Genomic DNA, 21,350 nt, shown 5'->3' on the forward strand with positions numbered 1-21,350 from the left:
TTACTGACCTCCGATGGAGTCCGCGTCGCGCTGGGTCTCGCGCAGTTGGAGCACGTCGCCCTCCCGCACGGGTCCGAGCACGTTCCGCGTGATGATGCGGCCCTGGTTGTCGCCCTCCTGGATGCGACACTTGACCTGCATCGCCTCGCCGTGCATCCCGGTCTTGCCGACGATCTCGATGACCTCGGCGGACGTGGAGCCGCTCTCTTGTTCTTCGGCCGACATGGTGGATTACCGCAGTTCCTCGACCTTGTCCGCGATGTCCTCGACGTCCGCCTCGGCCTCGCCCGCGTCGGTGACGGCGGCGGCGGCCGAGCCGACCTCGAGGCCGGCAGCGTGGCCGACGTCGTCCTGCGTGTCGATGAAGACGTACGGGATGCCCTTCTCCTCGCAGAGTTCGGGGAGGTGCATCACGATCTCCTCGGGTTCGACGTCCTCGGCGATGTAGACGAGTTGGGCGTTGCCGCGCTCGACGGCCTTGGTCGTCTCGTTGGTTCCCTTCTTCACTGTGCCTGTGTCGCGGGCGACCTCGAGCGCGTCGAGGCTTCGCTCCGCGAGGTCCGCCGGTACATCGTAGTCGACGTAAACTGACATTGGTGGGTTCTCCTCCCGTTCGGCGGCTCGACTTCCCCGCCGTTGTAAAGCCCTGACGACGGAGAGGGTCACGACCCCGAACGGTTCGTACTACACGGGTTTGCCACGGGCCTGTATAAACGTGTTCAATGCGACCGGGCCGTGTGACCCGTCGACACGCCCGTCAGTCGCACGTTCGCGGTGGTCGGTCCGAGGTACGAAGCCGGGGCCGACCGGACGGTCGGCGCTCGCGGCGGCGGGCGACAGGTCGAAGCCGTCCCGGGTCGAAGGAGAGACCATGCCCGACTGTGCCGAGGAGGGGTGTGCGCGTGAGGCGGCGGTCCGCCTCCACGTCCCGTGGGCGGCCGACCGGGACGTCTGTGCCGACCACGCCCGTGCGCTCGTCCAGCGGGACGGCGTGGTCGCGACGCCGCTCGACGGGAGCGACGCCGAGTGGCCGTGAGTCGGACGGGTCGAACCGGACTCAGAGCCGCTTGGCCATCATGACCTCGTCGACGTACTCCTCGCCCATCTTGTAGTGTTCCTCGCGGACCGCCTCGGTCTCCCAGCCGTGGGCTTCGAGGAACGCGATGGCGCGCTCGTTGCTCGCGGGGACGCTGTTGTACAGTTTCTCGAACCGCCGGTCGCGCGCCCACTCCTCGCCGCGTTCGAGCAGCGTCGTCCCGATGCCGTGCCCGCGGTACTCGTCGAGGACGCCGACGGTGAGGACCGCGGTGTGGCCGAGTTTCTCCGCCTCCGGGAGGTCGAGGTGGACCCAGCCGATGACCTCGTCGTCGACGGCGGCCACGAACACCATCCGCGAGCGGAGTTCGTTGTGCCGGAGCACGACCTGCTCGTGGTCGAGCACGTCCGCGACCGTCTCGGCCTCGATGTAGCTCCCGTCGCCCGTCACCGACCGGATGACGTCGACGAGCCCCGGCAGGTCGTCCTGCTCGGCGACGCGGATGGCGTACTCGACGCCGTCGACGTCGTACTCGTGGGCGTCCTCCTCGCCGTACGGGACCGACAGGTGGCCGTTCTCGTGTCGGAGGTAGCCGTCCCGTACGAGTACCGTGAGGTGGTGACCGAACGCGGTCGGGTCCATGTTCAGCGCCTGGCGCGCCTCCCGTTCGCGGACGCGCCCGCGCTGTTCGACGTACTCGTACAGGTCGCGTCGGTCCTCCGTGTCGAACGACAGTCGGTCGGTCAACTCCATGCCTGCCGATAGTTAGTACACGAACTTAAATGAGGTTTCCAGATACTGACGGGCGCGGCGGTCACTCGCCGGAGGTCGTCGCCCCGTCCGGGACGTGCGTGAGGAGGCGCGCGGCCGTCCCGATGTCGCGCGTGTCGAGCACCGCCTCCGCGACGGCGCGCACCGTCACGTCCGGGTCGACGTCGGCGCCGTAACACCGCGCGTAGACGGCGAGCCAGTCGTTCGTCGCCCGGTGGAGCGCCTCGTGCTGGGCCGTCGAGAGCCGCTCGTACTCGCCCGTCCGAGCCGCGACGTACCGCGAGAGGACCGCCCCGAGTCCGTCGCGAAGCGCCGCGAGCGCCCGCTCCTCGTCCGGCGGGTCGACCGGTGGGTCGACCGTCTCGCGCGCCCGTCGGGCCTCGGCGGCGAGCGCCTCGATGGAGGCGCGCGCGTCCGTCGTCCCGGTCATCTCATCCCTCGTCGAACTCGACGCCCTTCCCGCCGCTGGGGTGTCGCCACCGCGTGTCGGCGACGACGGCGCAGGTGCCGCACTCCACGCACGGCTGGGTGTCGAGGCTCACGACCCGTTCCTCCTCGCCGTTCGTCCGCACCGTCTCCTCGCGGTAGCACCCGCCGCCGAACCCCTCGGCGCTCACCGGGCAGGCGGTCACGGCGACGCCGCTCGCCTCGTAGGAGTCGTCGACGAGTTCGATGTGCGGGTTGCCCACGTCCGTGTCGTAGGTGAGTTCGCCGATTCGCTCCTCCAGCGTCGGCGGGTCGGCGTCGTTCCGCCCGGTCGCCGGCTCGCCGAGCGCCTCGGCGAGCATCGTCGGGACCGTGACGTAGCCGGCCTTCGTGTCGGGGAGCGCGCCGAGGAGGAACGGCGAGTTGAACAGCCGTTCCGTGAGCCCGCCCGCCGCAGAGAGACCCGCCCGTCCGAGCGGCGAAGAGAGCACGCTGTCGAGCACGCTCGTCACGTCCTCGCGCTCCGACACCCGCCTCGTGGCGTCGTACCGGCGGGGGCGGAGTTTGGCCATCACGCCCTCCGAGCGGAGCTTCTCGGCGTACAGTTCGCCGGCCGCCTCCGGGTCGCCGCGCGCCTTCGCCGTCAGGTACGCCTCGGCCGCGAGACCGCCCGCGGTCACCGCGTGGTTCATCCCCTTGATGATGGGACCCTGCGCCTGCATCTGGCCCGCGGCGTCGCCCACGAGCACGAGTCGGTCCCGGTGCGGCGACCGGTGGGCCACCTTCTTCGAGTCCGGGACGAGTTTCGCGGAGTACTCCCGCTCCTCGTAGTCGTCCGGGAGGAACTGCCCGAGGTGCGGGTGGGTGAGCAGACCGTCGAGCAGTTCGTGCGGTTCCGCCCGCTCGGCCGCGAGGCTGTCGAGGTGGAAGACGGAGCCGATGGACAGCGAGTCGCGGTTGGTGTAGAGGAAGCCACCGCCGCGGACTCCCCCGAACAGGTCGCCGCCGAACAGGCGGGCGACGCCCTCGTCCTCGCTCACGTCGAACCGGTCGGCTATCTCGTCGGGGTCCATCTCGACGACGGCCTTCACCCCCTGGAACCAGTCGCCGGGGTCGTCCCAGTCCATCAGTCCCGCGTCGCGGGCGAGTTCGCTGTTGACGCCGTCGGCGGCGACCACGAGGTCCGCGCTGATGGGGTCGAGTTCGTCGCAGGTGACGCCGACTATCTTCCCCCGCTCGCGGAGCAGGCCGTTCACGCGCACGTCGGTCAGCAGGCCGCCGCCCGTCGCGGCGGTGCGCTCGTGGACCCGGTCGGCGAGCCACGAGTCCATCCGCCGGCGGAGCACCGAGTCGCACCACTCGGTGTCGTGGTCGTGGACCCGCTTGAGGTTCACCGTGTGGACCTTCCGGTCGGCGACGTTGTCCATGTAGTTGCGGGTGACGGGCCGCTCCGTCGCCTCCTCGCGGACGCCCGGGAACAGGTCGTCCAGCGTGTAGGGCGCGGACTCCTCGGCGTACAGCAGGCCCCCGGAGACGTTCTTCGACCCGGCCTCGACGCCGCGTTCGAGGACGAGCGTCTCGACGCCGTTGTCCGCGAGCGCCGCCGCGGCCGCCGCCCCGCCCGGTCCCGCGCCCACGACGACCGCCTCGAAGTGCTCGGACGCGCCCGCCAGCGGCTCACTCACCGCGCTCACCCCCCGACGCCGCGGCCGACGAGTCGCCCTCGGTCCCCCCGCCGCCCGCCTCCGCGGTGCCGCCGTCGGCGACCGCCTCCAGGTCGACTTCGCCCGCCTTCACCGCCTCCGTCAGCCGGGGGAGCACCTCGAACAGGTCCCCCTCGATGAAGTAGTCCGACCAGTCGCGGATGCGGGCGTCCGGGTCGGTGTTGATGGCGACGATGGTCTCCGACTCGTCACACCCCACCTTGTGCTGGACCGCCCCGGAGATGCCGGCGGCGACGTACACCGGCGGCGCGACGACCTGCCCCGTCTCGCCGATCTGTCGCTCCTCGCGGGTGTAGCGCTCGACGTGGCCGTCGAAGTTGTACGACCCGGTGACGATGCCGCGCGAGACGCCCACGTCGGCGTCCTCGAAGGCGTCGGCCAGGTCGAGCGCGAGTTCGATACCCCGAGTGGGGTCGTCGCCGATGCCGCGGCCGACGGCCACGACGACGTCGTGCCCGCTCAGGTCCACGCCGCCGTCGAGCCTGTCGAACTCCGTCACGTCGACGCGGAACCAGTCGTCGGGCAGGTCGCTGTCGTGTTCGGTCACCTCGCCCTCGCGCGAGGGGTCCGGGTCGGGGACGTCGAAGCTCCCCGGGATGACCGACGCCCCCTGCGGGTGGAACTCCCGGGTGGGGTTGTCCAGACAGAGGATGGTGGAGTACTCGAACCCCGAGAAGTCCGGCCGCTTCATGTGGAGCACCCGCTCGAACGTCCGACTCGACCCCGGCGACCCGGTCTTGACGGGGTTGGAGATGACCGACTCCTCGATGTACAGCCCCGAGCAGTCGGACGCCAGCCCGGAGTCGAGTTCGGCCTGCACCTGCGCGGAGAGGTCGCGGCCGTTGTTCGTCGCCGGGAACAGCACGTACCGCGGTTCGTCGTACTCACGCCACGCCGGGTCGGTCCAGCGCGCCATGTCCGCGACGACTTCCGTGTACGGCTTGTGGCGGAACCGGGCGAGGCGGTCGTCCTCGTGGTACACCACGCGGTCGGCGCCGCAGGCGATACACGTCTCGGCGTGGCGCGCCACGTCGTCGCCGACGAGCACCGCGACGACGTCCTCGGAGCCGCCGTCGTCGCCGTACTCGTCGTTGTACCCGTCCATCAACTCGCGGGCCTTCCCCAGCATCTCCAGCGACACGTCGAGGAGTTCGCCCGCCTGCGTCTCGCAGTACACCCACATGTCGCGGTACGTGCCGTCGGTCAACTCGCTCACGTACTGCTTGTCGGCGGTCGGGTGGTCGAGTTCGGGGTGGCGCTCCTCGGGCGTCTCCGGTTCCTCCTCGTCGACGTCCGCCTCCTCGTCGGCGCCCTCCAGCGAGTCGATTCGCCGGCGAATCTGCCGGGTCACGGCGTCGCGGTCCTGTCCCGCCTCCTCGCGCTCCAGCAGGTCGCGCAGGCGGTCGGGGTCGTCGACGCCGCGGACCGCGTTGGCCACGTCGGCGGCGCTCATCTCGTCGAGGTCGAACTCGCCGTCGTCGGTTCCGTCGTCCCCCTCGACGGTCTCGATGCGACTCTCGATGACCGTAATCACGGCGGGGCGGTCCTGACCGGCCCGCTCGGCGTTCAGCATCTCCCGGAGTTCCTCGGCGTCGTCGATGTCCTGCAGCATCGGGCCGAGTTCCGACACCTCGTACTCCCCGGGGTCGACGTCCGGCACGGTCAGTCACCCCCCGCGAACGGCGCGAGTTCCGAGACCACGTCGTCCATCGCCGCCGGGTCGTCGGGCGAGACGAGCGTGGCGTCCCGTTCGGACGCCGGCTTCGGGATGGGGTCGACCGAGGAGACGATGGTGGGCGAGCCGTTGAGACCGACGTAGTCGGGGTCGAGGTTCAACTCCTCGTGGTTCCACATCGTGAGGTCGTCCTCGAAGTCGGGGGCGCGCTCCCGGGCCGACGCGCGGAGGCGCTTGCGCTCGAGCCGGTCGGTGGCCGTCCGGTACGACGGTTCGAACTCCGGGTCGGTGACGACGAACGCCGGGAGCGGCGCCTCCACCGTCTCTATCTCCTCGATGTCGCCCTCGACGAGGCGCTTGGCGCGCACCCGTCCCGCCTCCTCGTCCACGTCGAGCGAGACGACGTGCGTGATGAGCGGCCGGTCGAGACACCAGCACGCCTGCGGGCCGGTGTGACCCGTCTCCCCGTCCGCCGTCTTGAACCCCGCGAACACCAACGGCGGGTCGCCCAGTCGCTCGATGGCGGTGGCGAGCGTGATGGCCGTCGCCCACGTGTCGGCGGCGGCGAACGCCTTGTCCGAGACCAGATACAGGTCGTCGGCGTACACCGACTCCATCGCCTCCCTGAGGACGTCCTTGTAGCCGGGCGGACCCATGCTCATGACGCTCGTTCGGCCGCCGTGGCGCACCCGCGTCTGGAGCGCGGCGCGCAGGGCGTGCTCGTCGTTCGGGTTCATCACCGTCGGGGTGTTGCCGCGTTCGAGGTGGCCGTCCTCGTCGAACGACACCTTCCCCTCCCGGAAGTCCGGGACGCCTTTGGTGAGTACGGCTGTGTGCATTGTCAACGGTATCCATCGCGCACTATCGTTCACACGTAATTAACTGTTCCTCCGGCACGGGCGGGCCGCCCCCCGGTATCTGGGACGGCGCCGCGGGACCGGACTCGCCGCCCGCTCAGAGGCGGCCGGCGCGGCCGGCGTCCACGTCGATGGCGTCGACGGGGCAGACGTCGACGCATATCATGCAGTCGATACACTGGTCCTCGTGGGTCGGGTCGGCCTTGAGTTCGCTCTCGGGGTGGCCGGGGGTGTCGACCCACTCGAACACGTCGACGGGGCAGTCGTCGACGCACGCCCCGTCGCCGATGCAGATGTCGAAGTCCACGGCGACGTGGGTGCCGTGAATGCCCGCCTTCTCGGGGTCCTCCACCGGTCCCCACACCTTGTGTCCCTCGTGCTCCTCGGCGACCTCTCGGTTCTGTTCGAAGTTCGGGTCGATGGGCATTGCCAGCTATAGTCACTTCATTCGTGGTAGTTAAACCCTCGCACGCCGTGGGTCGGTGAGCGCCGCGCAGCGAGGACCCGGACGGGCGAAACATCCCCTGCACGGTCGACGAGACCGCGAAGCGGACCGACGCGACGCGGCGGGTGCTGACGCGCTACCGCCGCCCACCCGGTCGACCGACGGTCGGGCGCGACCCGCCCCCGCCAGGGGAGCCGTCGCCCCGGCAGGCGCGCGGCGACCGACGGAAAGACCCATCCCCGACGGGACGGAATCGAGGGGCATGACTCCCGAGGACGGGGGCCGCGCGGCCGGCGGTGCTGCTCCCCCGACGGACCTCCCCGGCCTCGCCGCGACGCTCCGGGCGGAGGCCGAGCGGACGAACCAGCGGCGACTCCTCGTGGTCCACGGCGAGCGGAACGCCTGCATCGACGCGGCGTACACGGCGCTCGACGCGGCCGACGTCGACCCCGCGGACGCGACGCTGTTGACGACCAGAGAGGGGTTCAGGTACGACCGCCTGCGCCCCAAACACGCGGACGACCTGCTCGGGACGACCCGCGATGCGGTCGTCTTCGACGCGTTCGCGGAGTTCTCGCCCAACGGCCTCGGACAGTCGGTCGGCGCGGTGGACGGCGGCGGCCTGTACCTCCTGCTCGCGCCGCCGCTCGACGACTGGCCGGCGCGGCGCGACGACTTCGACGAGTCGCTCGCCGTCCCGCCGTTCGAGGTGGGGGACGTGACGGGGCGCTTCCGCTCGCGGCTCGTCGAGACGCTCCGCCAGCACCCCGGCGTCGCCATCTACGACGCCGGGGCGGGCGGAGCAGACCGAGCGGGGTCCGACGCGGACCACGGACGGGTCGAGCGCGACGGGCTGACCGGCGCGGACGCGCCGCCGCCGGCGCCCGGTCCGACGGTCCCCGACGACCGCTCGTTCCCGACCGCCGCCTACGAGGCGTGTCTCACCCGCGACCAGTCGCGGACGGTCCGCGAACTGGAGCGCCTGCGCGCGCCGGGCGAGGCGGTCGTCGTGGAGGCGGACCGCGGCCGGGGGAAGTCGAGCGCGGCCGGCCTCGCGGCGGGCGCGCTGGCGCTGGCGGGCCGGGACGTGCTCGTCACCGCGCCGACGTTCGAGGGGGCCGCCGCGCTGTTCGACCGCGCTCGGGCGCTCCTCTCCGACGTCGGAGCGCTCGACGCCGACGAGGAGCGGACGCTGACGGCGACCGACGGCGGACGCGTCCGGTTCGCGCGTCCCGCGGACGCCGCGCCGGAGGCGGCCGACGCGGACGCCGTCGTCGTGGACGAGGCGGCCGCGCTCCCGGTCCGCCTGCTCGAATCGTTCCTGGACGCGCCGGCCGCGGCGTTCGTCACGACCGTCCACGGCTACGAGGGCGCCGGCCGGGGGTTCTCGGTCCGCTTCCGCGACCGGCTGGCCGACGCCGACGCGCACGTGACGGAGGTCCGGATGGACGAACCCGTCCGCTACGCCCGGGACGACCCCGTCGAGGCGTGGGCGTTCCGCGCGCTGTTGCTCGACGCCCGCCCGCCCGTCACGGAGGCCGTCGCGGACGCGACCCCCGAGTCCACGCGGTACCGTGCCGTATCCGCGGCGGACCTCGCGGCCGACGAGCACCTGCTCCGGGAGGCGTTCGGCCTGCTCGTGCTCGCGCACTACCGGACCGAGCCGAACGACCTCGCGCGCCTGCTCGACGCGCCGAACCTCTCGCTGCGCGCGCTGGTCTACGAGGGTCGAATCGTCTGCGTCGCGCTGCTCGCCCGCGAGGGCGGTCTGGACGCCGACACGCGCGCCGGGATGTACCGCGGCGAGCGCGTCCGCGGGAACATGGTGCCGGACGTGCTGACGAGCCAGTTGCGCGACCCAGAGGCGGGCGTCCCCGTCGGGTCCCGCGTGATGCGCATCGCCACCCACCACGCGGTCCGCTCGCGCGGACTGGGGTCGCGCCTGCTCCGCGAGGTGGCGGCGGAACGCGACGACGAGGTCGACTACCTCTCGACGGGATTCGGGGCGACGCCCGACCTGCTCCGGTTCTGGACGACGAACGGGTTCCGGGCGGTCCACCTCTCGACGACGCGAAACGACGCGAGCGGCGAGCACTCGGCGGTGATGCTCCGCCCGACGACCGACGCCGGGCGCGCCCTCCACGACCGGACAGCGACCCGATTCCGCGACCGGGTCGGGGCGGTACTGGCGGACGCGCTCCGCGGCGCCGACCCCGACGTGGTTCGGGCGACGCTCCGGGCGTGCGACGCCGACCCCGTGCCGCTCGTCGACTGCTCCGACTACGAGTGGCGCGTCGTCGTCGGAGCGGCGTACGGTACGGGCCTGTACGACGCCGCCCCGCGGCCGTTCCGGCGACTCGCGCTCGCCCACCTGTTCGAGCGCGCGGCGGACCTCGACCCGCGCGAGGAGCGACTGCTCGTCGAGAAAGTCCTGCAGGCACGGCCGTGGGGGACGGTGGCGACCGACCTGAGCTACCACTCTGCGGGCGAGTGCATGCGGGCACTCGGCGCCGCCTACCGCCCGCTGGTCGAGGCGTACGGCGGGGAGGTCGCGCGCGAAGAACGCGCGCGGTACGACGACGAGTGACGACGAGGAACGGGTGACAGTGACGACCGATTCCGACGACGGCGACCGACGCCGAGCGCGACCGAGCGTCCCGCCGACCCGGAGCCACGCGGCTTATCCCCGCGGACGACACACTGGGGACATGGTCGAGTTGGTCACCGCCGTCGCCCTCCTCCTCCTCGTCGCGGCCGTGGCCGGGAGTTTCCTCCCGCTGCTCCCCGCCGGACTGCTCTCGCTCGCCGGCGTCTACCTCTACTACTTCGCGGCCCCGCCGGACGCGCCGTCGCTGTCGCTCTGGCTGCTCGCGGGGCTGACCGTCGTCGGCGTCGTGACGGCGCTGCTCGAACAGTTCGGCGGCGCCATCGCCTCGAAGGCGGGCGGCGCGGAGACGACGACGGTCGTCGCGGCGGCGCTGGCGTCCGTCCTCCTGCTGTTCCTCGTCGGCCCGCTCGGCGTCGTCGTCGGCACCGTCGGGGTGGTGCTCGCGGCCGAACTCTCGCGCGGGAAGGACCCCCGGACGGCGGCGGTCGCGGCCGTCTGGACCGCCGGCGGTCTCCTCGCGTCGTCAGTCGCGCAGTTCCTGCTCACGGGCTCGATGCTCGTCGCGTTCGTCGTGTTCGTCTTCCTGCTGTGAGGTCCACGCCAGCCACTCGAACGCCGCGGCGACGCAGAGCGCGCGCTCGTCCGCGCCGGCGGGCGCGACCACCTGGAGGCCGACCGGCGCGCCGTCGGCGCTCCCGTACGGCACCGACACCGCGGGCTGGCCGGTGCAGTTGAACGGCGCGGTGTTGACGAGCGGGTCGGTCACGTCCATCGCCGCCTCCGGTCCGTCCCCGACGGCCCCGAACGCGGGCGCGGTGGTGGGCGTCGTCGGTGTCACCAGCACGTCTACCCGGTCGAACAGCGCCTGCGTTCGCCGGACGAGGCGTCGACGGGCGTCCCACGCCTCCGCGTACGCCCCCGGCCAGTCGGCGTTCAGCGCGCGGCCGACGGCGACCAGCCGCTCGACGCGCTCGGACACGTCGGCGTCGAGCGCAGTCGAGAGCGCCTCCCGGTCGGTCGAGTCGCGGCCGTCCCCGAGCGGCTGGCCGCCCGCGTCGAGCACCGCGGCGAACTCCGCGGCGGTCTGGAGCTGGTTCACGAATCCGGCGTCCTCGTGCTCCGGGAAGTCGACGCGCGCGACGGTCACGCCGCCGCGCCGCGAGAGGCCGGCGAGCGCTCGCTCGACCCGCGCGCGCACCGCCGGGTCGGCCGCGTCGACGAACTGTTCTGGGACGCCGACCCGCAAGCGGCCGAGTTCCCGGTCGAGCGCCGCGGTCGCCTCGGTCCGGTTCGCTGCGGCGCCGGCGGGCCGGAGCGGGTCGCGTCCGGAGACGGTGTCGAGTACCCGCGCCGCCGTCCGCACGTCGCCCGCGAGGACGCCCACGTGGTCGAGCGTGGGCGCGAGGTCGAGGACGCCGGTCCGCGGCACCCGGTCGAACGTCGGCTTCACGCCGACGACCCCGCAGAACGACGCGGGCACCCGAACGCTCCCTCCGGTGTCGGTTCCGAGCGCGGCGTCGGCCAGGTCGCCCGCGACGGCCGCCGCGCTCCCGCTGGAGGAGCCGCCGGGGACGCGGTCCGGGGCGGCGGGGTTCTCGGTCGGTCCCGCGGCGCAGGCCTCGCCGGTCGTCCCGAGCGCGAACGGGTCCATCCGGGTCGTGGCGACGAGGTCCGCGGCCGCGGCCCGGAGGCGCTCGACGACCGCCGCGTCGTTCGTCGGCTCCCACGCCACCGCCCCGGTCCCGGCCCGGTGGGTGACGCCGCGAACCGCGACGTTGTCTTTCGTCGCCACGCGGAGCCCGGCCAGCGGCCCGTCGAACGACTCCGGGGCGGCGACCGGCGTGGCGAAGGCGTCGTAGGGGTCCTCGCGCTCGGACGCCTCGACCGGCGGGAACGCCGGGTCGACGTCGTCCCCCTCGAGTTCCCGGACTCGCGACGCGTACCGGCGGGCAGTCTCCCGTGCGTCGGTCGACCCTCGGCCGTTCGACGCTACCCCCCGCGTGTTCCCCGGCGTCCGGTCCGGCGTGTCGTCCATGCCCGAGCCTTTGGGGGGTCGTTGAAAGGCGTTCTGGCAGGGGCCGTTACAGGTTCAGCAGGTCGCGCGCCTCCGCCGCCGACGCCACCGGGCGTCCGAGTTCCTCGGCGACTCGGACGGCCCGCGCGACCAGCGCCTCGTTCGTCGCACGCTCCCCCCGCCGGAGGTAGACGTTGTCCTCGAGGCCGACCCGGACGTGCCCGCCGAGGAGCAGCGACTGCGTGGTGAGCGGAAGCTGGTGTCGGCCGAACCCGATGACGTTGAACTCCGCGCCGTCGGGCAGGCCGTCCACCATGTTCTGGAGGTTACGCGGCGACGGCGGCGTGAGCGTTCCCGGGCCGAAGATGAGGTTGAGATACGGCGGGGCGGCCAGGTCGTCGACGATACGGAGCGCCTCGTTGAGGTGGCCGTTGTTGAACACCTCCAGTTCCGGCTTGATGCCCCGCTCTCGCATCTCGGCGTGGAGACCGTCTATCGTGTCGCGGGTGTTCTCGCTGGTGAGCCGCCGCCCCCGGTTCATCGGCCCCATGTCGAGGCTCGCCATCTCCGGGGCGGGGTCGGTGCGCAGCGGTTCGGCCCGGAGCGCGTCCGGCGCGGCGGTGCCGCCCGTCGAGTGCTGGAGGACGACGTCGTCGGTCGCCTCGCGGACGGCGTCGGCGACCGCCTGAAACCGCTCGGTCGAGAAGGCGCGCTCGCCGTTCTCGCGCCGGGCGTGGAGGTGGAGGACGCTCGCACCCGCGGCCTCGCAGGCGGCCGCGTCGGCGGCGACTTCCGCGGGGGTCTCCGGCAACTCCGGCGTCGCCTCCTTCCCGTGGATACCGCCGGTGAGTGCCGCCGTGACGACGACGGGTTTCCCGTCGAGGTACTCCTGATACGTCATTCGTCCCAGTCGAGTCCGGCCGCTTCGCGGTAGTACTCGCAGTCGCGCTCGGGGGAGAGCCCGTACCGCTCGGTACAGACGTCGGCGCGGACCGGCTGGACGAACTCGGCGACGACCGTGCAGTACGCGCGTTCGGTGTCGAACCGGCGGTCGTCGTCGCCGTCGCGGTACTGCAGGTGTGGACACGCCATGTCCGACCTGCGGTCGCCGGACGCTTAGCCCTACTCCCCCGCGTGCGGCCCCGACGCCGACTCATCCGCGTTCCTGAACGCTCTCCGTCCGTGTGGAGGGGGACGCCGGGACGACCGGTACCGAACCTTCGACCGACTCCCGCCGACGAACCGGCGACGGTGCGGTTTATGCTATCGTATGACGTACGTCACACTATGACTACCGCGACCGCCTCGTCCCGGACCGACGCGCCGGGCGAGACCGACGACCGACGGCCGGGTGCGGCTCGCCGGTGGGCGCTCGCGGCAGGGGCCGCCGTCGCCGTCGCCGGAGCCGTCAGGCTCGCGGCCGTCCTCCTGCTCGGCGACGACGCCGCGTTCGCGCCGCTGCTGCCGCGCACGATGCTCGGCGTGGCCGCCGCCGCCGCGCTGGGCGCCGCGGGCGTGTACGGCGTCCTGCGGTGGCTCTCGCCCACGCCCGAGCGAACGTTCAGGCGACTCGCCGCCGCGGTGCTGGTCGCGTCGTTCGTGCCGCTCGTCACCGTCACCCCCACGCTCCCCGGCGCGACGACCGCCGGAATCGCGCTCCTCGCGGTCGCGAACGTGGGCGTCGCGGCCGTCGTCGTCGCCGCACTCACCGGCTTGCGCGGACCGGAGGAGAACGCGGAGGGAGAGGGGCGGAACGACGGACGCGACGAGGGACGAGGCAGTGACCGGACGCCGTGACGCGCGCCCGACGTGCGCAGTCGGCCGAACACGGGCGGTCGGAGGGCGCGCGGGACGGACCCGAGCGGCGGACGGCGGAGCGCCGGGTTACGCGCCGATGTACTTCTCGTTTATCTCCCACTCGCCCCGGTCGTTCTCGACGAGGTACTCGCCGTAGTAGGGGACGCGCTCGGCGACCACCTCGCGGAACGCCTCGCGTATCTCGGGCTTCGTCATCTCTCCCATCGGCCGCAGGTCGTCGTTGCGGTTGAGACAGCCCTTCAGGTACCCCTCGTGGGTGACGCGGACGCGCCCGCAGTTCGCGCAGAACGACTCGTTCTCGACCGGGTCGACGATCTCGACCATCCCGCCGTCGACCCAGTAGCGTTTCCGGTCGTGCATCTCGCGGTGCTCCACCTCGTCGGCGATGTCCGCGAGCCAGTCGTGGACGCGCCCGATGTCGATGTTCCACTCGGGCCGGCCCGTCAGCTCCGGCATGTACTCGATGAGCTGGAGCTGGAGGCCCTCGTTGTCCGCGACGTGTTCGACCATGCCCTCGACGTAGCCCGCGGTGTGCTCGAACACGACCATGTTCAGCTTCACCGGCGCGAGTCCGGCGTCGAGGGCGGCCTCGACCCCCTCCATCACCCGGTCGTACGCACCCGACTTGGTTATCTCGGCGAACTCGTCCGGGTCGAGCGCGTCCTGCGAGACGTTCACGCGGTCGAGGCCGGCGTCGACGAGCGCCTCCGCCCGTCCGGGGAGGAACGTCCCGTTGGTCGTCATCGACGTCTCCATCGAGTCCGGCGTCCGCGCGACGATCTCCTCGACGTCCTCGCGCAGCATCGGCTCCCCGCCGGTGAACTTCACCGCGTCGACGCCGAACTCGGCCGCGACCTCGAGGAACCGGACGACGTCGTCCGTCCTCATCTCGTCGTCGCCGGGTTCCATCGGGCCGCGCGTGTCGCCGAGCCCCTCGTTGTGACAGTAGACGCAGTCGAAGTTACACCGGTCGGTGAGCGACACCCGGACCCCGGTGACCTCCCGTCCGAACTCGTCCGCGAGTGGGGCCGACATACGTCGATACTGCGGCCGAATGTACTTGAATCTGCGGGAGTAGTCGACGGGACGTAACGTCGTACGGTTACGTGCCTCCCGTCGAACGGGACGCCGTCGACTCCACAGAACCATCAGCACACAGACACCATATCCAGTAGAGTTAGGGGGGAGTACCGAGATGTTAATTCGTGGAGCAGAACGAGATCGATCGGGTGTTCCACGCCCTCGCGGACGCGCGCCGGCGGCGCGTGGTGACGCTCCTCGCGGCTCACGGGTCGCTCACCCTCGCCGACCTCGCCGACGAGGTCGTCTCGCGCGAACACGGGGCCCGGCTCCCCGACATCTCGGCCGACGCGGTCCGTGACGCGTATCTCTCGCTGTACCACCGCCACCTCCCGCGGCTCGAGGCCGCGGACGTCGTCGAGTACGACCAAGAGAACGACGTGGCGCGCTGGCTCGACACCCCGTCGTCGGCGTTCGCGCTCACGCTCCTCGAACAGCAGGACATCCTCGTTCGCTAGCCCGCAGTACCCGGCGACGCCGAATCCGTCCGGGGTGCGGGGCCCGGTCGGTGGGAAACCCTTATTCGCCGTCCTCGCCGAACCCGGACATGGACGACCCCACGGAGTCCACGGTCCGCGAGCGCCTCGCGACCGTCGAGGACCCCGACCTCGGCGGCGACGTCGTCTCGCTCGGTCTCGTCAACGCCGTCGATGTCGACGACGAGGCGGGCGTCATCCGCGTCTCGCTCGCACTCGGCGCGCCGTACGCACCGACGGAGACGGGCATCGCGGAGGCGGTCCGCGACGCGCTCTCGGAGTTCGACTACGACCTCGACCTGAGCGCGAGCGTCGAGTCCGACCTCGGGGGCGACGAACAGGTGTTGCCGGGCGTGAAGAACGTCGTCGCCGTCGCCTCCGGCAAGGGAGGCGTCGGCAAGTCGACCGTCGCGGTGAACCTCGCCGCGGGCCTCTCGCGGATGGGCGCGCGCGTCGGTCTGTTCGACGCCGACGTGTACGGGCCGAACGTCCCGCGGATGGTCGACGCCGACGAGGCCCCGCGCGCGACCAACGAGGAGACCATCGTTCCTCCCGAGAAGTACGGGATGAAGCTGATGAGCATGGCGTTCCTCGTTGGCGAGGACGACCCCGTCATCTGGCGCGGCCCGATGGTCCACAAACTCCTCACCCAACTGGTCGAGGACGTCGAGTGGGGCGAACTCGACTACCTCGTGCTCGACCTCCCGCCGGGGACGGGCGACACCCAACTCACCATCCTCCAGACGCTCCCGCTCACCGGCGCGGTCATCGTCACGACGCCCCAGGAGGTTGCGCTCGACGACGCGAACAAGGGACTCCGGATGTTCGGCAAGCACGACACGAACGTCCTCGGCATCGTCGAGAACATGAGCGGGTTCGTCTGCCCGGACTGCGGGAGCGAACACGACGTGTTCGGGAAGGGCGGCGGGCGCGACTTCGCCGCGGACAACGACCTCCCGTTCCTCGGGGGTATCCCGCTCGACCCGGCGGTGCGCTCGGGCGGCGACGGCGGGGAACCCGTCGTCTTGCGCGACGACTCCGAGACGGCCGACGCCTTCCGCGTCGTCACCGAGAACGTGGCGAACAACGTCGGCGTCGTCAGGCGGCGGGCGGCGAGCGCACGCGCGGGTCGAGACGCTCCGACGCAGTAGCGACGACCGACACCGGGGTTACACCTCGTTCGCAACGACCGCCGTGCTCCGACGTCTGAGCGTCGCGCGCGATTCACGTCGACCGGTCGGGTTCGGCGACGCGGCGGGACCACCCAGCGTAGATAGTATCATATCAATCTGTCACGAGCGGTCCCTCTCCCGTACCCGTAACCGGAGCGGACCGTGTGCGTCGGAGAACCGCCGGTGGGTCGAGCGCCTCTGAGAGCCACTCGGAGCCGTCGATTACCCCCACTCGCGTTTCTCTACCTTCACGAGAGGGTATCGGAACTCGAACGACCCCGAGAGAGCCCCCGAGCGGCCGTCCTCCGATTCCGAGACCGGTCAGTGTTCGAAATCCGGAACGGTTCACGAGGTGCAACTGCTCGGAGACTTCGAGACGCGGCCCGACGGCGGACGTCGACGGGAGCGTGAGGCGGACCGACAGTATCCCAGCAGTTTAACTACGCTAGCGATTCAGAGGCCCGCATGGAACGCCACGAGACGAAGATTTCGGAGGAGACGCTCTACGTGGAAGCCGAGGGCGAGTGGCACGAAGTCGGAACGATGGCGCACATCCACGAACTGGTCGGCGGCGAGACCTACACCATCGAGTACGACGAGCGCCAGCGGACGCAGAGCTGGCTCGACACGGACGAGGAGGGCCGACTCACGTTCGACGTGCGCGAGACGCTGGAGAGCATGGACTACGACGACGAGTTCGTCGGGAACCTGCTGGAGGCGAGTATCGACGAGACGGACCAGGAGGGGTACCCCGTTCGGACGAGCATGTTCGCCGACCTGATGACGAACATCTGGGACTCGAAGGGGAACCTCGAGGGCTGATTCGACCGGCCGCGCCGGCAGCGCCCGTCACTCCCACTCCTCGTCGTCGGTCCGGCCCCACGCGAGCCGCGGTACCATCGCGAACCGGAAGTACACCGTCCACAGCGCCGCCAGAACGGCCGCTATCGCGAAGACGACGACCGTCCCGTCGACGCCGGCCTGCTCGACGACCAGTTGTCCCGAGAGGACGACCGCGAACAGGTAGACGAACATCGACAGGTCGCTGCGTTCGAGTTGCACGACCGGTGCTATCGGGCGACCGACAAAAAGCTACGCCCCGCGCCGCACCGAGCCGCGAACGCGGGACGCGAGGGTCGGGCATACGGTCGCGAACGCGGAGACGGTACCGCGGCTCAGTTCTCGTCCTTCGAGTAGGCGGCCGCGATGCGGTCGTACTGGTCGTCGGACAGTTCGATGTCGGCCGCGCCGGCGTTGTCGGCCATCTGGTCGGTCGTCCGCGCGCCGATGATGGGGACGCAGGTGAACGACTCCTGCTGGATGAGCCACCGCAGCGACACCTGCGCGGGCGTCGCGTCCAGGTCGTCCGCCACCGACCGAACCTCGTCGAGCACGGCCCACTGTCGCTCGGAGAACCCCTCCCACGAGTGGAGGTCGCCGCGCGACCCCTCGGGGTTGTCGCCGTCGCGCTCGTACTTGCCGGTGAGGAACCCGCCCTCCAGCGGCGAGTACGGACAGACCGCGATGTCCTGGTCGGCACAGACGTCGAGGAAGTCCTCGACCGGGTCGCGGTAGGCCGCGTTGAACCGCGGCTGGGTCACGTCGAACCGTTCGAGTCCGTCCACGTCGCTGGTCCACAGCGCCTTCGTCAGCTTCCACGCCGCCATCGAGGAGGCCCCGAGGTAGTTCACCTTCCCCTCCTCGACCAGTTTCGAGAGCGTGCGGAGCGTCTCGCGGACGGGCGTGTCGTCGTCCCACCGGTGGATGTAGTAGAGGTCGATGTAGTCGGTGTCGAGCCGTTCGAGCGTCCCCTCGATCTCGGCCCGGATGTTCTTCCGCGAGAGGTTCTCGGTGAACCGGCTCTCCTGTGCCCAGTACACCTTGCTCGCGATGACGACGTCCTCCCGGTCGTGGTCGTCGAGCCACTCGCCGATCCAGCGCTCGCTCTGGCCGCCGCCGTAGCCGTTGGCGGTGTCGATGAAGTTGATGCCGTGGTCCCACGCCGCGTCGAGCAACTCGTGCGCCTCCTCGCGTGTCGTCTCGACTGTCCCGTCGTCGGCCTCCAGCCCGAACCGCCACGTGCCGAAGCAGAGCTCCGACACCTTCGTTCCGGTCGCTCCGAGATTCCTGTAGTTCATCTCGTTCGCGGGTTCTCCCATCAACCACAAAACTGTGTGCGAGTCGCACGTCGGTTGCCGGTTCGGGCGACGGGACCGCGCGCACCGCGTCGCCTCGCACCGGTCCGTCGAGCGCCGCAGCCCGAGAGGATTTGTAATCGGAGCGAACAGGACCCCCATGGAGAACCCGACCGTCGTCTTCCCCGAGGCGCGCGAGGTCACCGTCGAGGACCGCGGGCGGCCCGTGCCGGCGGCCGACGAGGTACTCGTCGAGACGGACACGTCACTGGTGAGTACCGGAACCGAACTCACCATCCTCTCGGGAGCGTATCCCGAGGGGTCGCGCTGGGACGAGTACGGAACGTTCCCGTTCGTCGCCGGTTACGCCAACGTCGGCACCGTCGTCGAGGCCGGCGCGGAGGCCGACGTCGAACCCGGCGTGCGGGTCGCGAGTTGGTCGCCCCACGCCGCGTTCGTCACGCCGACCGCAGAGGAGTGCGTCCCCGTCCCCGACGGCGTGAGCGACGAGGAGGCCGCGCCGTTCGCCATCGCACAGATAGTCTCGAACGGACTGCGCCGCGGACGCGTCGCCTGGGGGGAGACGGTCGTCGTCTACGGTCTCGGAATCCTCGGACAGTTCGCCGTCCGCCTCTGTCTGCTCGCGGGCGCCGAGACGGTCGTCGGGGTCGACCTCGCCCCGGAACGACTCCGGTACCTCCCCGAGGACCCGGCGGTCGTCGGCGTCGACCCGACCGAGACCGACCCCGCCGCCGCCGTCGGGGACGCCGCCGGCGGTCTCGCGGACGTCGCGCTCGAGGTGACGGGCAACCCGGACGCGATTCCGGGCGAGTTCGAGGCGCTCCGCGACCAGGGTCGCCTGGTCCTGCTGTCGAGTCCCCACGGCGAGACGACGCTCGACTTCCACGACCACGTCAACGCGCCCAGCGTCGAAGTCATCGGCGCACACCAGGGCTCGCACCCGCCGGTCGCGACCCCGGGGAACCCGTGGACGAAGCCGCGACACGCGCGGCTGTACTTCTCGTACCTCCGGCAGGGCCGACTCGCCGTCCACGACCTGTTCTCGCACGTCGCCGACCACGGGGACGCGCCGGCGCTGTACGAGTCGCTGCTGGCGGACCGCACCGACGCGATGGGCGTCCGACTGGTGTGGTGACGGCCCGACGACGCGGCCGTCGACGGAGGCGGCTGTCGGGGCGCTCCCGCGGCGGTACGGGCCCGGCGACGGTCGACCGCCGAGGCTACCGCTCCTCGCCGCGCACCGCCTCGACGAACGACGACTCCGCGTCGCGCCACGCCTCCACCACTCGCTCGTACGTCTCGTCGGTCTCCCAGTCGTCGATGCGGTCGCGGTCGTCGAGCCAGGAGACGGTCCGCTCGACCCCCTCCTCCCAGCCGACCGTCTGCTCGAACCCCAGGTCGCGTCGGGCCTTCGCGTTGTCGAAGACGGTGCTGAACCGGTAGTGGTCGAGCAGGCCGTCGGTCCGGTCCGGAACCGCCTCGCGGAGGACGTCGGTCGGCACGTGGACCAGGTCCGGTTCGGGCGCGTCGAGGGCGTCCGCGGCGCGGCGGTGGTACTGGTTCCACGTCATCGGCTGTGTGCTCGTCGTGTGGTACGCCTCGCCGATGGCCTCGTGGTTCCCCACTGCGGCGACGAACGCGGCGGCGACGTCGTCGCGGTGACACGGCGCCCAGACGGACGTGCCGTCGCCGTGGACGACGATGGGCTTCCCCTCGCGGAGGCGGTCGACGTACGCCGTGCCGCTGCTCAGGGTGTCAATGAGTCCACCGCCCTCGCCGTACGTGTGCCACGGGCGGACGACGGTCGCCGGGAACCCGTCGGTCCGGTAGGCGTCGAACAGCAGGTCCTCGCAGGCGGCCTTGTTCGCGCCGTACTCGCTGACGGGGGGCGCCCGCCGCGCGGACTCGACAATTGGCATGTCGGCGACCGGCCGGTGGTAGACGTCGACCGTGCTACAGAAGACGTACTGGTCGACCCGGCCCGCGAACGCGTCGATGGCTCCTTCGACGTCCGCGGGGTCGAACGCCACCATGTCGATGACGCAGTCGACGTCCAGACCGGCGGTCGCCGAGTCGAGCGCCCCCGCCTCGGTCCGGTCGCCCGTCACCCGGTCGACCGAGTCCGGGACGTCGGCGTCCGTCTGCCCGCGGTTGAACAGCGTCACGTCGTGGCCCGCGTCGACCAACTGCCGCGTGATGCCCGTGCTGATGAGACCGGTCCCGCCGACGATGAGTACGTGCACGGGCGGTCGTCTCCGGGGACGGGCATAACTCCACGGTCGGTGCGACCGAGGGAGACCGAGGAGCGAGAAGCGACCCGCGGCGAGTCGTCTGGGCGCACGTTCCGCACCGCAGGACGGAGGGGGCGGGGGCGACCGGTCCACGACCCCGCGCAGGTGGAAGCGGAGAAGCGTACCCCCGGACCCGAGCCGCGGCGCCTACGCGTCCGACCCGCCGTTCGACGACGCGCAGTCGCACCCGCCGCGGTCGAGCAGTTCGTCGACGCTGTACTGGGCGCCGCAGTCCTCACAGAGGACGGTCGTGTCGACGAACAGCTGGAACTCCCCGAGGGTCAGGTGGCCGGTGTCCCGGAGCTGCCCGAGGTTCCCCTCGGTCACCGTCCTCATCCGCGAACGGAGGCGTCGAATGCTCTCGGTCGCCTTCTCGACCCGGTCGGCGTCGCTCGGCGGGTCGTAGCGCGCGCCGCGGTACTCCCTGAGGTACGTCCTGACGGCTTGGTACGTGACGAAGTCCCGTTCGAGCCGCTCGACGTCGATTCCGTCGCGCTCCATCCGACCGCGGACCTCGGTCCGCACGCCGCTGCTGACGCCGTCGTCCGTGAGCAGTCGGTAGCGGTTCTCGACTTCCGCCCCGTCGAGCGTCGACACGCCGGCGTCGACCATCGCGGCCTCGAGGAGTCGGAGGTTGAACAGGCGGGCGAGGTCCCGGAGACTCCGCCGCTCCGTCGACTCACCCGTCCACAGTTCCTCGAGCCGCGCGCCTAACTCCTCCCCCAGCCCGTACTCGGCGATGAGGCGGGCGACCTTGCTGTTCGGCCGCTCCGCTTCCGGGTCCGTCTCGTCGGAGCCCAT

General features: G+C 71.4%; 24 protein-coding genes. 8 read left to right on the forward strand and 16 right to left on the reverse strand.

Annotation, left to right across the window (positions count from 1 at the left end):
• Positions 1–225: a 30S ribosomal protein S28e gene (locus AC6RUA_RS01025; protein ID WP_499814101.1), complete on the reverse strand. Its 225-nt coding sequence runs from the start codon at positions 223–225 to the stop codon at positions 1–3.
• A 6-nt stretch (positions 226–231) separates the two neighbouring features.
• Complete coding sequence (rpl7ae, locus tag AC6RUA_RS01030) at positions 232–594, reverse strand: 50S ribosomal protein L7Ae (RefSeq protein WP_499814102.1); 363 nt, start codon at positions 592–594, stop codon at positions 232–234.
• Positions 595–871: 277 nt separating this feature from the next.
• On the opposite strand from rpl7ae, the gene AC6RUA_RS01035 reads away from it, so the two are divergent.
• Positions 872–1,036, forward strand: coding sequence for a DUF8014 family protein (locus AC6RUA_RS01035; RefSeq protein ID WP_499814103.1), 165 nt, complete (start codon positions 872–874; stop codon positions 1,034–1,036).
• Positions 1,037–1,057: 21 nt separating this feature from the next.
• Here the strand turns inward: AC6RUA_RS01035 and AC6RUA_RS01040 are convergent, their stop codons facing one another.
• The 6 genes from AC6RUA_RS01040 to AC6RUA_RS01065 form a co-directional block, all read right to left on the reverse strand.
• Positions 1,058–1,789 carry a GNAT family N-acetyltransferase gene (locus AC6RUA_RS01040; RefSeq protein ID WP_499814104.1) on the reverse strand — a complete coding sequence of 244 codons (732 nt, stop codon included), beginning with the start codon at positions 1,787–1,789 and terminating at the stop codon, positions 1,058–1,060.
• Between the two features lie 61 nt (positions 1,790–1,850).
• Positions 1,851–2,237 (reverse strand): DUF8055 family protein, encoded by a 387-nt coding sequence (locus AC6RUA_RS01045; RefSeq protein WP_499814105.1) that lies wholly within the window; start codon positions 2,235–2,237, stop codon positions 1,851–1,853.
• Position 2,238: 1 nt separating this feature from the next.
• Positions 2,239–3,927: an FAD-dependent monooxygenase gene (locus AC6RUA_RS01050; RefSeq protein ID WP_499814106.1), complete on the reverse strand. Its 1,689-nt coding sequence runs from the start codon at positions 3,925–3,927 to the stop codon at positions 2,239–2,241.
• The gene (locus tag AC6RUA_RS01055) at positions 3,911–5,617 is read right to left on the reverse strand and encodes an electron transfer flavoprotein subunit alpha/FixB family protein (RefSeq protein WP_499814107.1); all 1,707 of its coding nucleotides are present in this window, start codon (positions 5,615–5,617) and stop codon (positions 3,911–3,913) included. The genes AC6RUA_RS01050 and AC6RUA_RS01055 overlap by 17 nt, the downstream gene beginning before the upstream one ends.
• A gap of 2 nt (positions 5,618–5,619) precedes the next feature.
• Positions 5,620–6,471 (reverse strand): electron transfer flavoprotein subunit beta/FixA family protein, encoded by an 852-nt coding sequence (locus AC6RUA_RS01060; protein ID WP_499814108.1) that lies wholly within the window; start codon positions 6,469–6,471, stop codon positions 5,620–5,622.
• A 115-nt stretch (positions 6,472–6,586) separates the two neighbouring features.
• Complete coding sequence (locus AC6RUA_RS01065; RefSeq protein ID WP_499814109.1) at positions 6,587–6,916, reverse strand: 4Fe-4S dicluster domain-containing protein; 330 nt, start codon at positions 6,914–6,916, stop codon at positions 6,587–6,589.
• A gap of 280 nt (positions 6,917–7,196) precedes the next feature.
• Here AC6RUA_RS01065 and tmcA point away from each other — a divergent pair, with 280 nt between their 5' ends.
• Both tmcA and AC6RUA_RS01075 read left to right on the forward strand, forming a co-directional pair.
• Positions 7,197–9,521, forward strand: a complete 2,325-nt coding sequence (gene tmcA, locus AC6RUA_RS01070) for a tRNA(Met) cytidine acetyltransferase TmcA (RefSeq protein WP_499814110.1) — start codon at positions 7,197–7,199, stop codon at positions 9,519–9,521.
• 121 nt (positions 9,522–9,642) lie between these two features.
• Complete coding sequence (locus tag AC6RUA_RS01075; protein WP_499814111.1) at positions 9,643–10,134, forward strand: DUF456 family protein; 492 nt, start codon at positions 9,643–9,645, stop codon at positions 10,132–10,134.
• Here the strand turns inward: AC6RUA_RS01075 and AC6RUA_RS01080 are convergent.
• From AC6RUA_RS01080 to AC6RUA_RS01090, 3 genes are read right to left on the reverse strand one after another with little or no spacing between them, the layout of a single operon-like run.
• Entirely contained in the window at positions 10,066–11,577 is a 1,512-nt protein-coding gene (locus AC6RUA_RS01080; RefSeq protein WP_499814112.1) for an amidase, read from the reverse strand. The genes AC6RUA_RS01075 and AC6RUA_RS01080 overlap by 69 nt on opposite strands.
• Before the next feature lie 46 nt (positions 11,578–11,623).
• Positions 11,624–12,457: a beta-keto acid cleavage family enzyme gene (locus AC6RUA_RS01085; RefSeq protein ID WP_499814113.1), complete on the reverse strand. Its 834-nt coding sequence runs from the start codon at positions 12,455–12,457 to the stop codon at positions 11,624–11,626.
• Positions 12,454–12,648, reverse strand: coding sequence for a hypothetical protein (locus tag AC6RUA_RS01090; RefSeq protein WP_499814114.1), 195 nt, complete (start codon positions 12,646–12,648; stop codon positions 12,454–12,456). Before AC6RUA_RS01090 ends, AC6RUA_RS01085 begins: the two co-directional genes overlap by 4 nt.
• Positions 12,649–12,843: 195 nt before the next feature.
• On the opposite strand from AC6RUA_RS01090, the gene AC6RUA_RS01095 reads away from it, so the two are divergent.
• Positions 12,844–13,353, forward strand: a complete 510-nt coding sequence (locus AC6RUA_RS01095) for a DUF6069 family protein (RefSeq protein ID WP_499814115.1) — start codon at positions 12,844–12,846, stop codon at positions 13,351–13,353.
• 87 nt (positions 13,354–13,440) lie between these two features.
• On the opposite strand, the gene moaA is transcribed toward AC6RUA_RS01095, so the two are convergent.
• Positions 13,441–14,409 carry a GTP 3',8-cyclase MoaA gene (moaA, locus tag AC6RUA_RS01100; RefSeq protein ID WP_499814116.1) on the reverse strand — a complete coding sequence of 323 codons (969 nt, stop codon included), beginning with the start codon at positions 14,407–14,409 and terminating at the stop codon, positions 13,441–13,443.
• 170 nt (positions 14,410–14,579) lie between these two features.
• Between moaA and AC6RUA_RS01105 the strand changes: the two genes are divergently transcribed.
• From AC6RUA_RS01105 to AC6RUA_RS01115, 3 genes are all read left to right on the forward strand, one after another.
• Entirely contained in the window at positions 14,580–14,912 is a 333-nt protein-coding gene (locus tag AC6RUA_RS01105; protein ID WP_499814117.1) for a DUF7344 domain-containing protein, read from the forward strand.
• 89 nt (positions 14,913–15,001) lie between these two features.
• The gene (locus tag AC6RUA_RS01110) at positions 15,002–16,081 is read left to right on the forward strand and encodes an Mrp/NBP35 family ATP-binding protein (protein WP_499814118.1); all 1,080 of its coding nucleotides are present in this window, start codon (positions 15,002–15,004) and stop codon (positions 16,079–16,081) included.
• A gap of 486 nt (positions 16,082–16,567) precedes the next feature.
• On the forward strand, positions 16,568–16,924 hold the full coding sequence (locus AC6RUA_RS01115; RefSeq protein WP_499814119.1) for a hypothetical protein: 357 nt from the start codon (positions 16,568–16,570) through the stop codon (positions 16,922–16,924).
• A gap of 27 nt (positions 16,925–16,951) precedes the next feature.
• Here the strand turns inward: AC6RUA_RS01115 and AC6RUA_RS01120 are convergent, their stop codons facing one another.
• Together AC6RUA_RS01120 and AC6RUA_RS01125 are read right to left on the reverse strand one after the other, a co-directional pair.
• Positions 16,952–17,164, reverse strand: a complete 213-nt coding sequence (locus AC6RUA_RS01120) for a DUF8074 family membrane protein (RefSeq protein WP_499814120.1) — start codon at positions 17,162–17,164, stop codon at positions 16,952–16,954.
• 113 nt (positions 17,165–17,277) lie between these two features.
• Positions 17,278–18,240 carry an aldo/keto reductase gene (locus tag AC6RUA_RS01125; protein ID WP_499814121.1) on the reverse strand — a complete coding sequence of 321 codons (963 nt, stop codon included), beginning with the start codon at positions 18,238–18,240 and terminating at the stop codon, positions 17,278–17,280.
• A gap of 157 nt (positions 18,241–18,397) precedes the next feature.
• Between AC6RUA_RS01125 and AC6RUA_RS01130 the strand changes: the two genes are divergently transcribed.
• Entirely contained in the window at positions 18,398–19,393 is a 996-nt protein-coding gene (locus AC6RUA_RS01130; protein ID WP_499814122.1) for a zinc-dependent alcohol dehydrogenase, read from the forward strand.
• A gap of 85 nt (positions 19,394–19,478) precedes the next feature.
• Here the strand turns inward: AC6RUA_RS01130 and AC6RUA_RS01135 are convergent, their stop codons facing one another.
• Both AC6RUA_RS01135 and rdfA read right to left on the reverse strand, forming a co-directional pair.
• Complete coding sequence (locus AC6RUA_RS01135) at positions 19,479–20,501, reverse strand: NAD-dependent epimerase/dehydratase family protein (protein ID WP_499814123.1); 1,023 nt, start codon at positions 20,499–20,501, stop codon at positions 19,479–19,481.
• A 195-nt stretch (positions 20,502–20,696) separates the two neighbouring features.
• A complete protein-coding gene (gene rdfA, locus AC6RUA_RS01140) occupies positions 20,697–21,350 on the reverse strand; it encodes a rod-determining factor RdfA (RefSeq protein ID WP_499814124.1) in 654 nt (217 codons plus the stop codon).

The sequence above is a fragment of the Halorarum sp. SLYT50 genome (assembly GCF_059821265.1).

Excerpts from the sequence above, each read along its gene's own strand:
- AC6RUA_RS01025 (WP_499814101.1), bottom strand. The coding sequence starts at position 225 with ATGTCGGCCGAAGAACAAGAGAGCGGCTCCACGTCCGCCGAGGTCATC.
- rpl7ae (WP_499814102.1), bottom strand. The coding sequence starts at position 594 with ATGTCAGTTTACGTCGACTACGATGTACCGGCGGACCTCGCGGAGCGA.
- AC6RUA_RS01035 (WP_499814103.1), top strand. The coding sequence starts at position 872 with ATGCCCGACTGTGCCGAGGAGGGGTGTGCGCGTGAGGCGGCGGTCCGC.
- AC6RUA_RS01040 (WP_499814104.1), bottom strand. The coding sequence starts at position 1,789 with ATGGAGTTGACCGACCGACTGTCGTTCGACACGGAGGACCGACGCGAC.
- AC6RUA_RS01045 (WP_499814105.1), bottom strand. The coding sequence starts at position 2,237 with ATGACCGGGACGACGGACGCGCGCGCCTCCATCGAGGCGCTCGCCGCC.
- AC6RUA_RS01060 (WP_499814108.1), bottom strand. The coding sequence starts at position 6,471 with ATGCACACAGCCGTACTCACCAAAGGCGTCCCGGACTTCCGGGAGGGG.
- AC6RUA_RS01065 (WP_499814109.1), bottom strand. The coding sequence starts at position 6,916 with ATGCCCATCGACCCGAACTTCGAACAGAACCGAGAGGTCGCCGAGGAG.
- tmcA (WP_499814110.1), top strand. The coding sequence starts at position 7,197 with ATGACTCCCGAGGACGGGGGCCGCGCGGCCGGCGGTGCTGCTCCCCCG.
- AC6RUA_RS01075 (WP_499814111.1), top strand. The coding sequence starts at position 9,643 with ATGGTCGAGTTGGTCACCGCCGTCGCCCTCCTCCTCCTCGTCGCGGCC.
- AC6RUA_RS01080 (WP_499814112.1), bottom strand. The coding sequence starts at position 11,577 with ATGGACGACACGCCGGACCGGACGCCGGGGAACACGCGGGGGGTAGCG.
- AC6RUA_RS01085 (WP_499814113.1), bottom strand. The coding sequence starts at position 12,457 with ATGACGTATCAGGAGTACCTCGACGGGAAACCCGTCGTCGTCACGGCG.
- AC6RUA_RS01090 (WP_499814114.1), bottom strand. The coding sequence starts at position 12,648 with ATGGCGTGTCCACACCTGCAGTACCGCGACGGCGACGACGACCGCCGG.
- AC6RUA_RS01095 (WP_499814115.1), top strand. The coding sequence starts at position 12,844 with ATGACTACCGCGACCGCCTCGTCCCGGACCGACGCGCCGGGCGAGACC.
- moaA (WP_499814116.1), bottom strand. The coding sequence starts at position 14,409 with ATGTCGGCCCCACTCGCGGACGAGTTCGGACGGGAGGTCACCGGGGTC.
- AC6RUA_RS01110 (WP_499814118.1), top strand. The coding sequence starts at position 15,002 with ATGGACGACCCCACGGAGTCCACGGTCCGCGAGCGCCTCGCGACCGTC.
- AC6RUA_RS01115 (WP_499814119.1), top strand. The coding sequence starts at position 16,568 with ATGGAACGCCACGAGACGAAGATTTCGGAGGAGACGCTCTACGTGGAA.
- AC6RUA_RS01125 (WP_499814121.1), bottom strand. The coding sequence starts at position 18,240 with ATGAACTACAGGAATCTCGGAGCGACCGGAACGAAGGTGTCGGAGCTC.
- AC6RUA_RS01130 (WP_499814122.1), top strand. The coding sequence starts at position 18,398 with ATGGAGAACCCGACCGTCGTCTTCCCCGAGGCGCGCGAGGTCACCGTC.
- rdfA (WP_499814124.1), bottom strand. The coding sequence starts at position 21,350 with ATGGGCTCCGACGAGACGGACCCGGAAGCGGAGCGGCCGAACAGCAAG.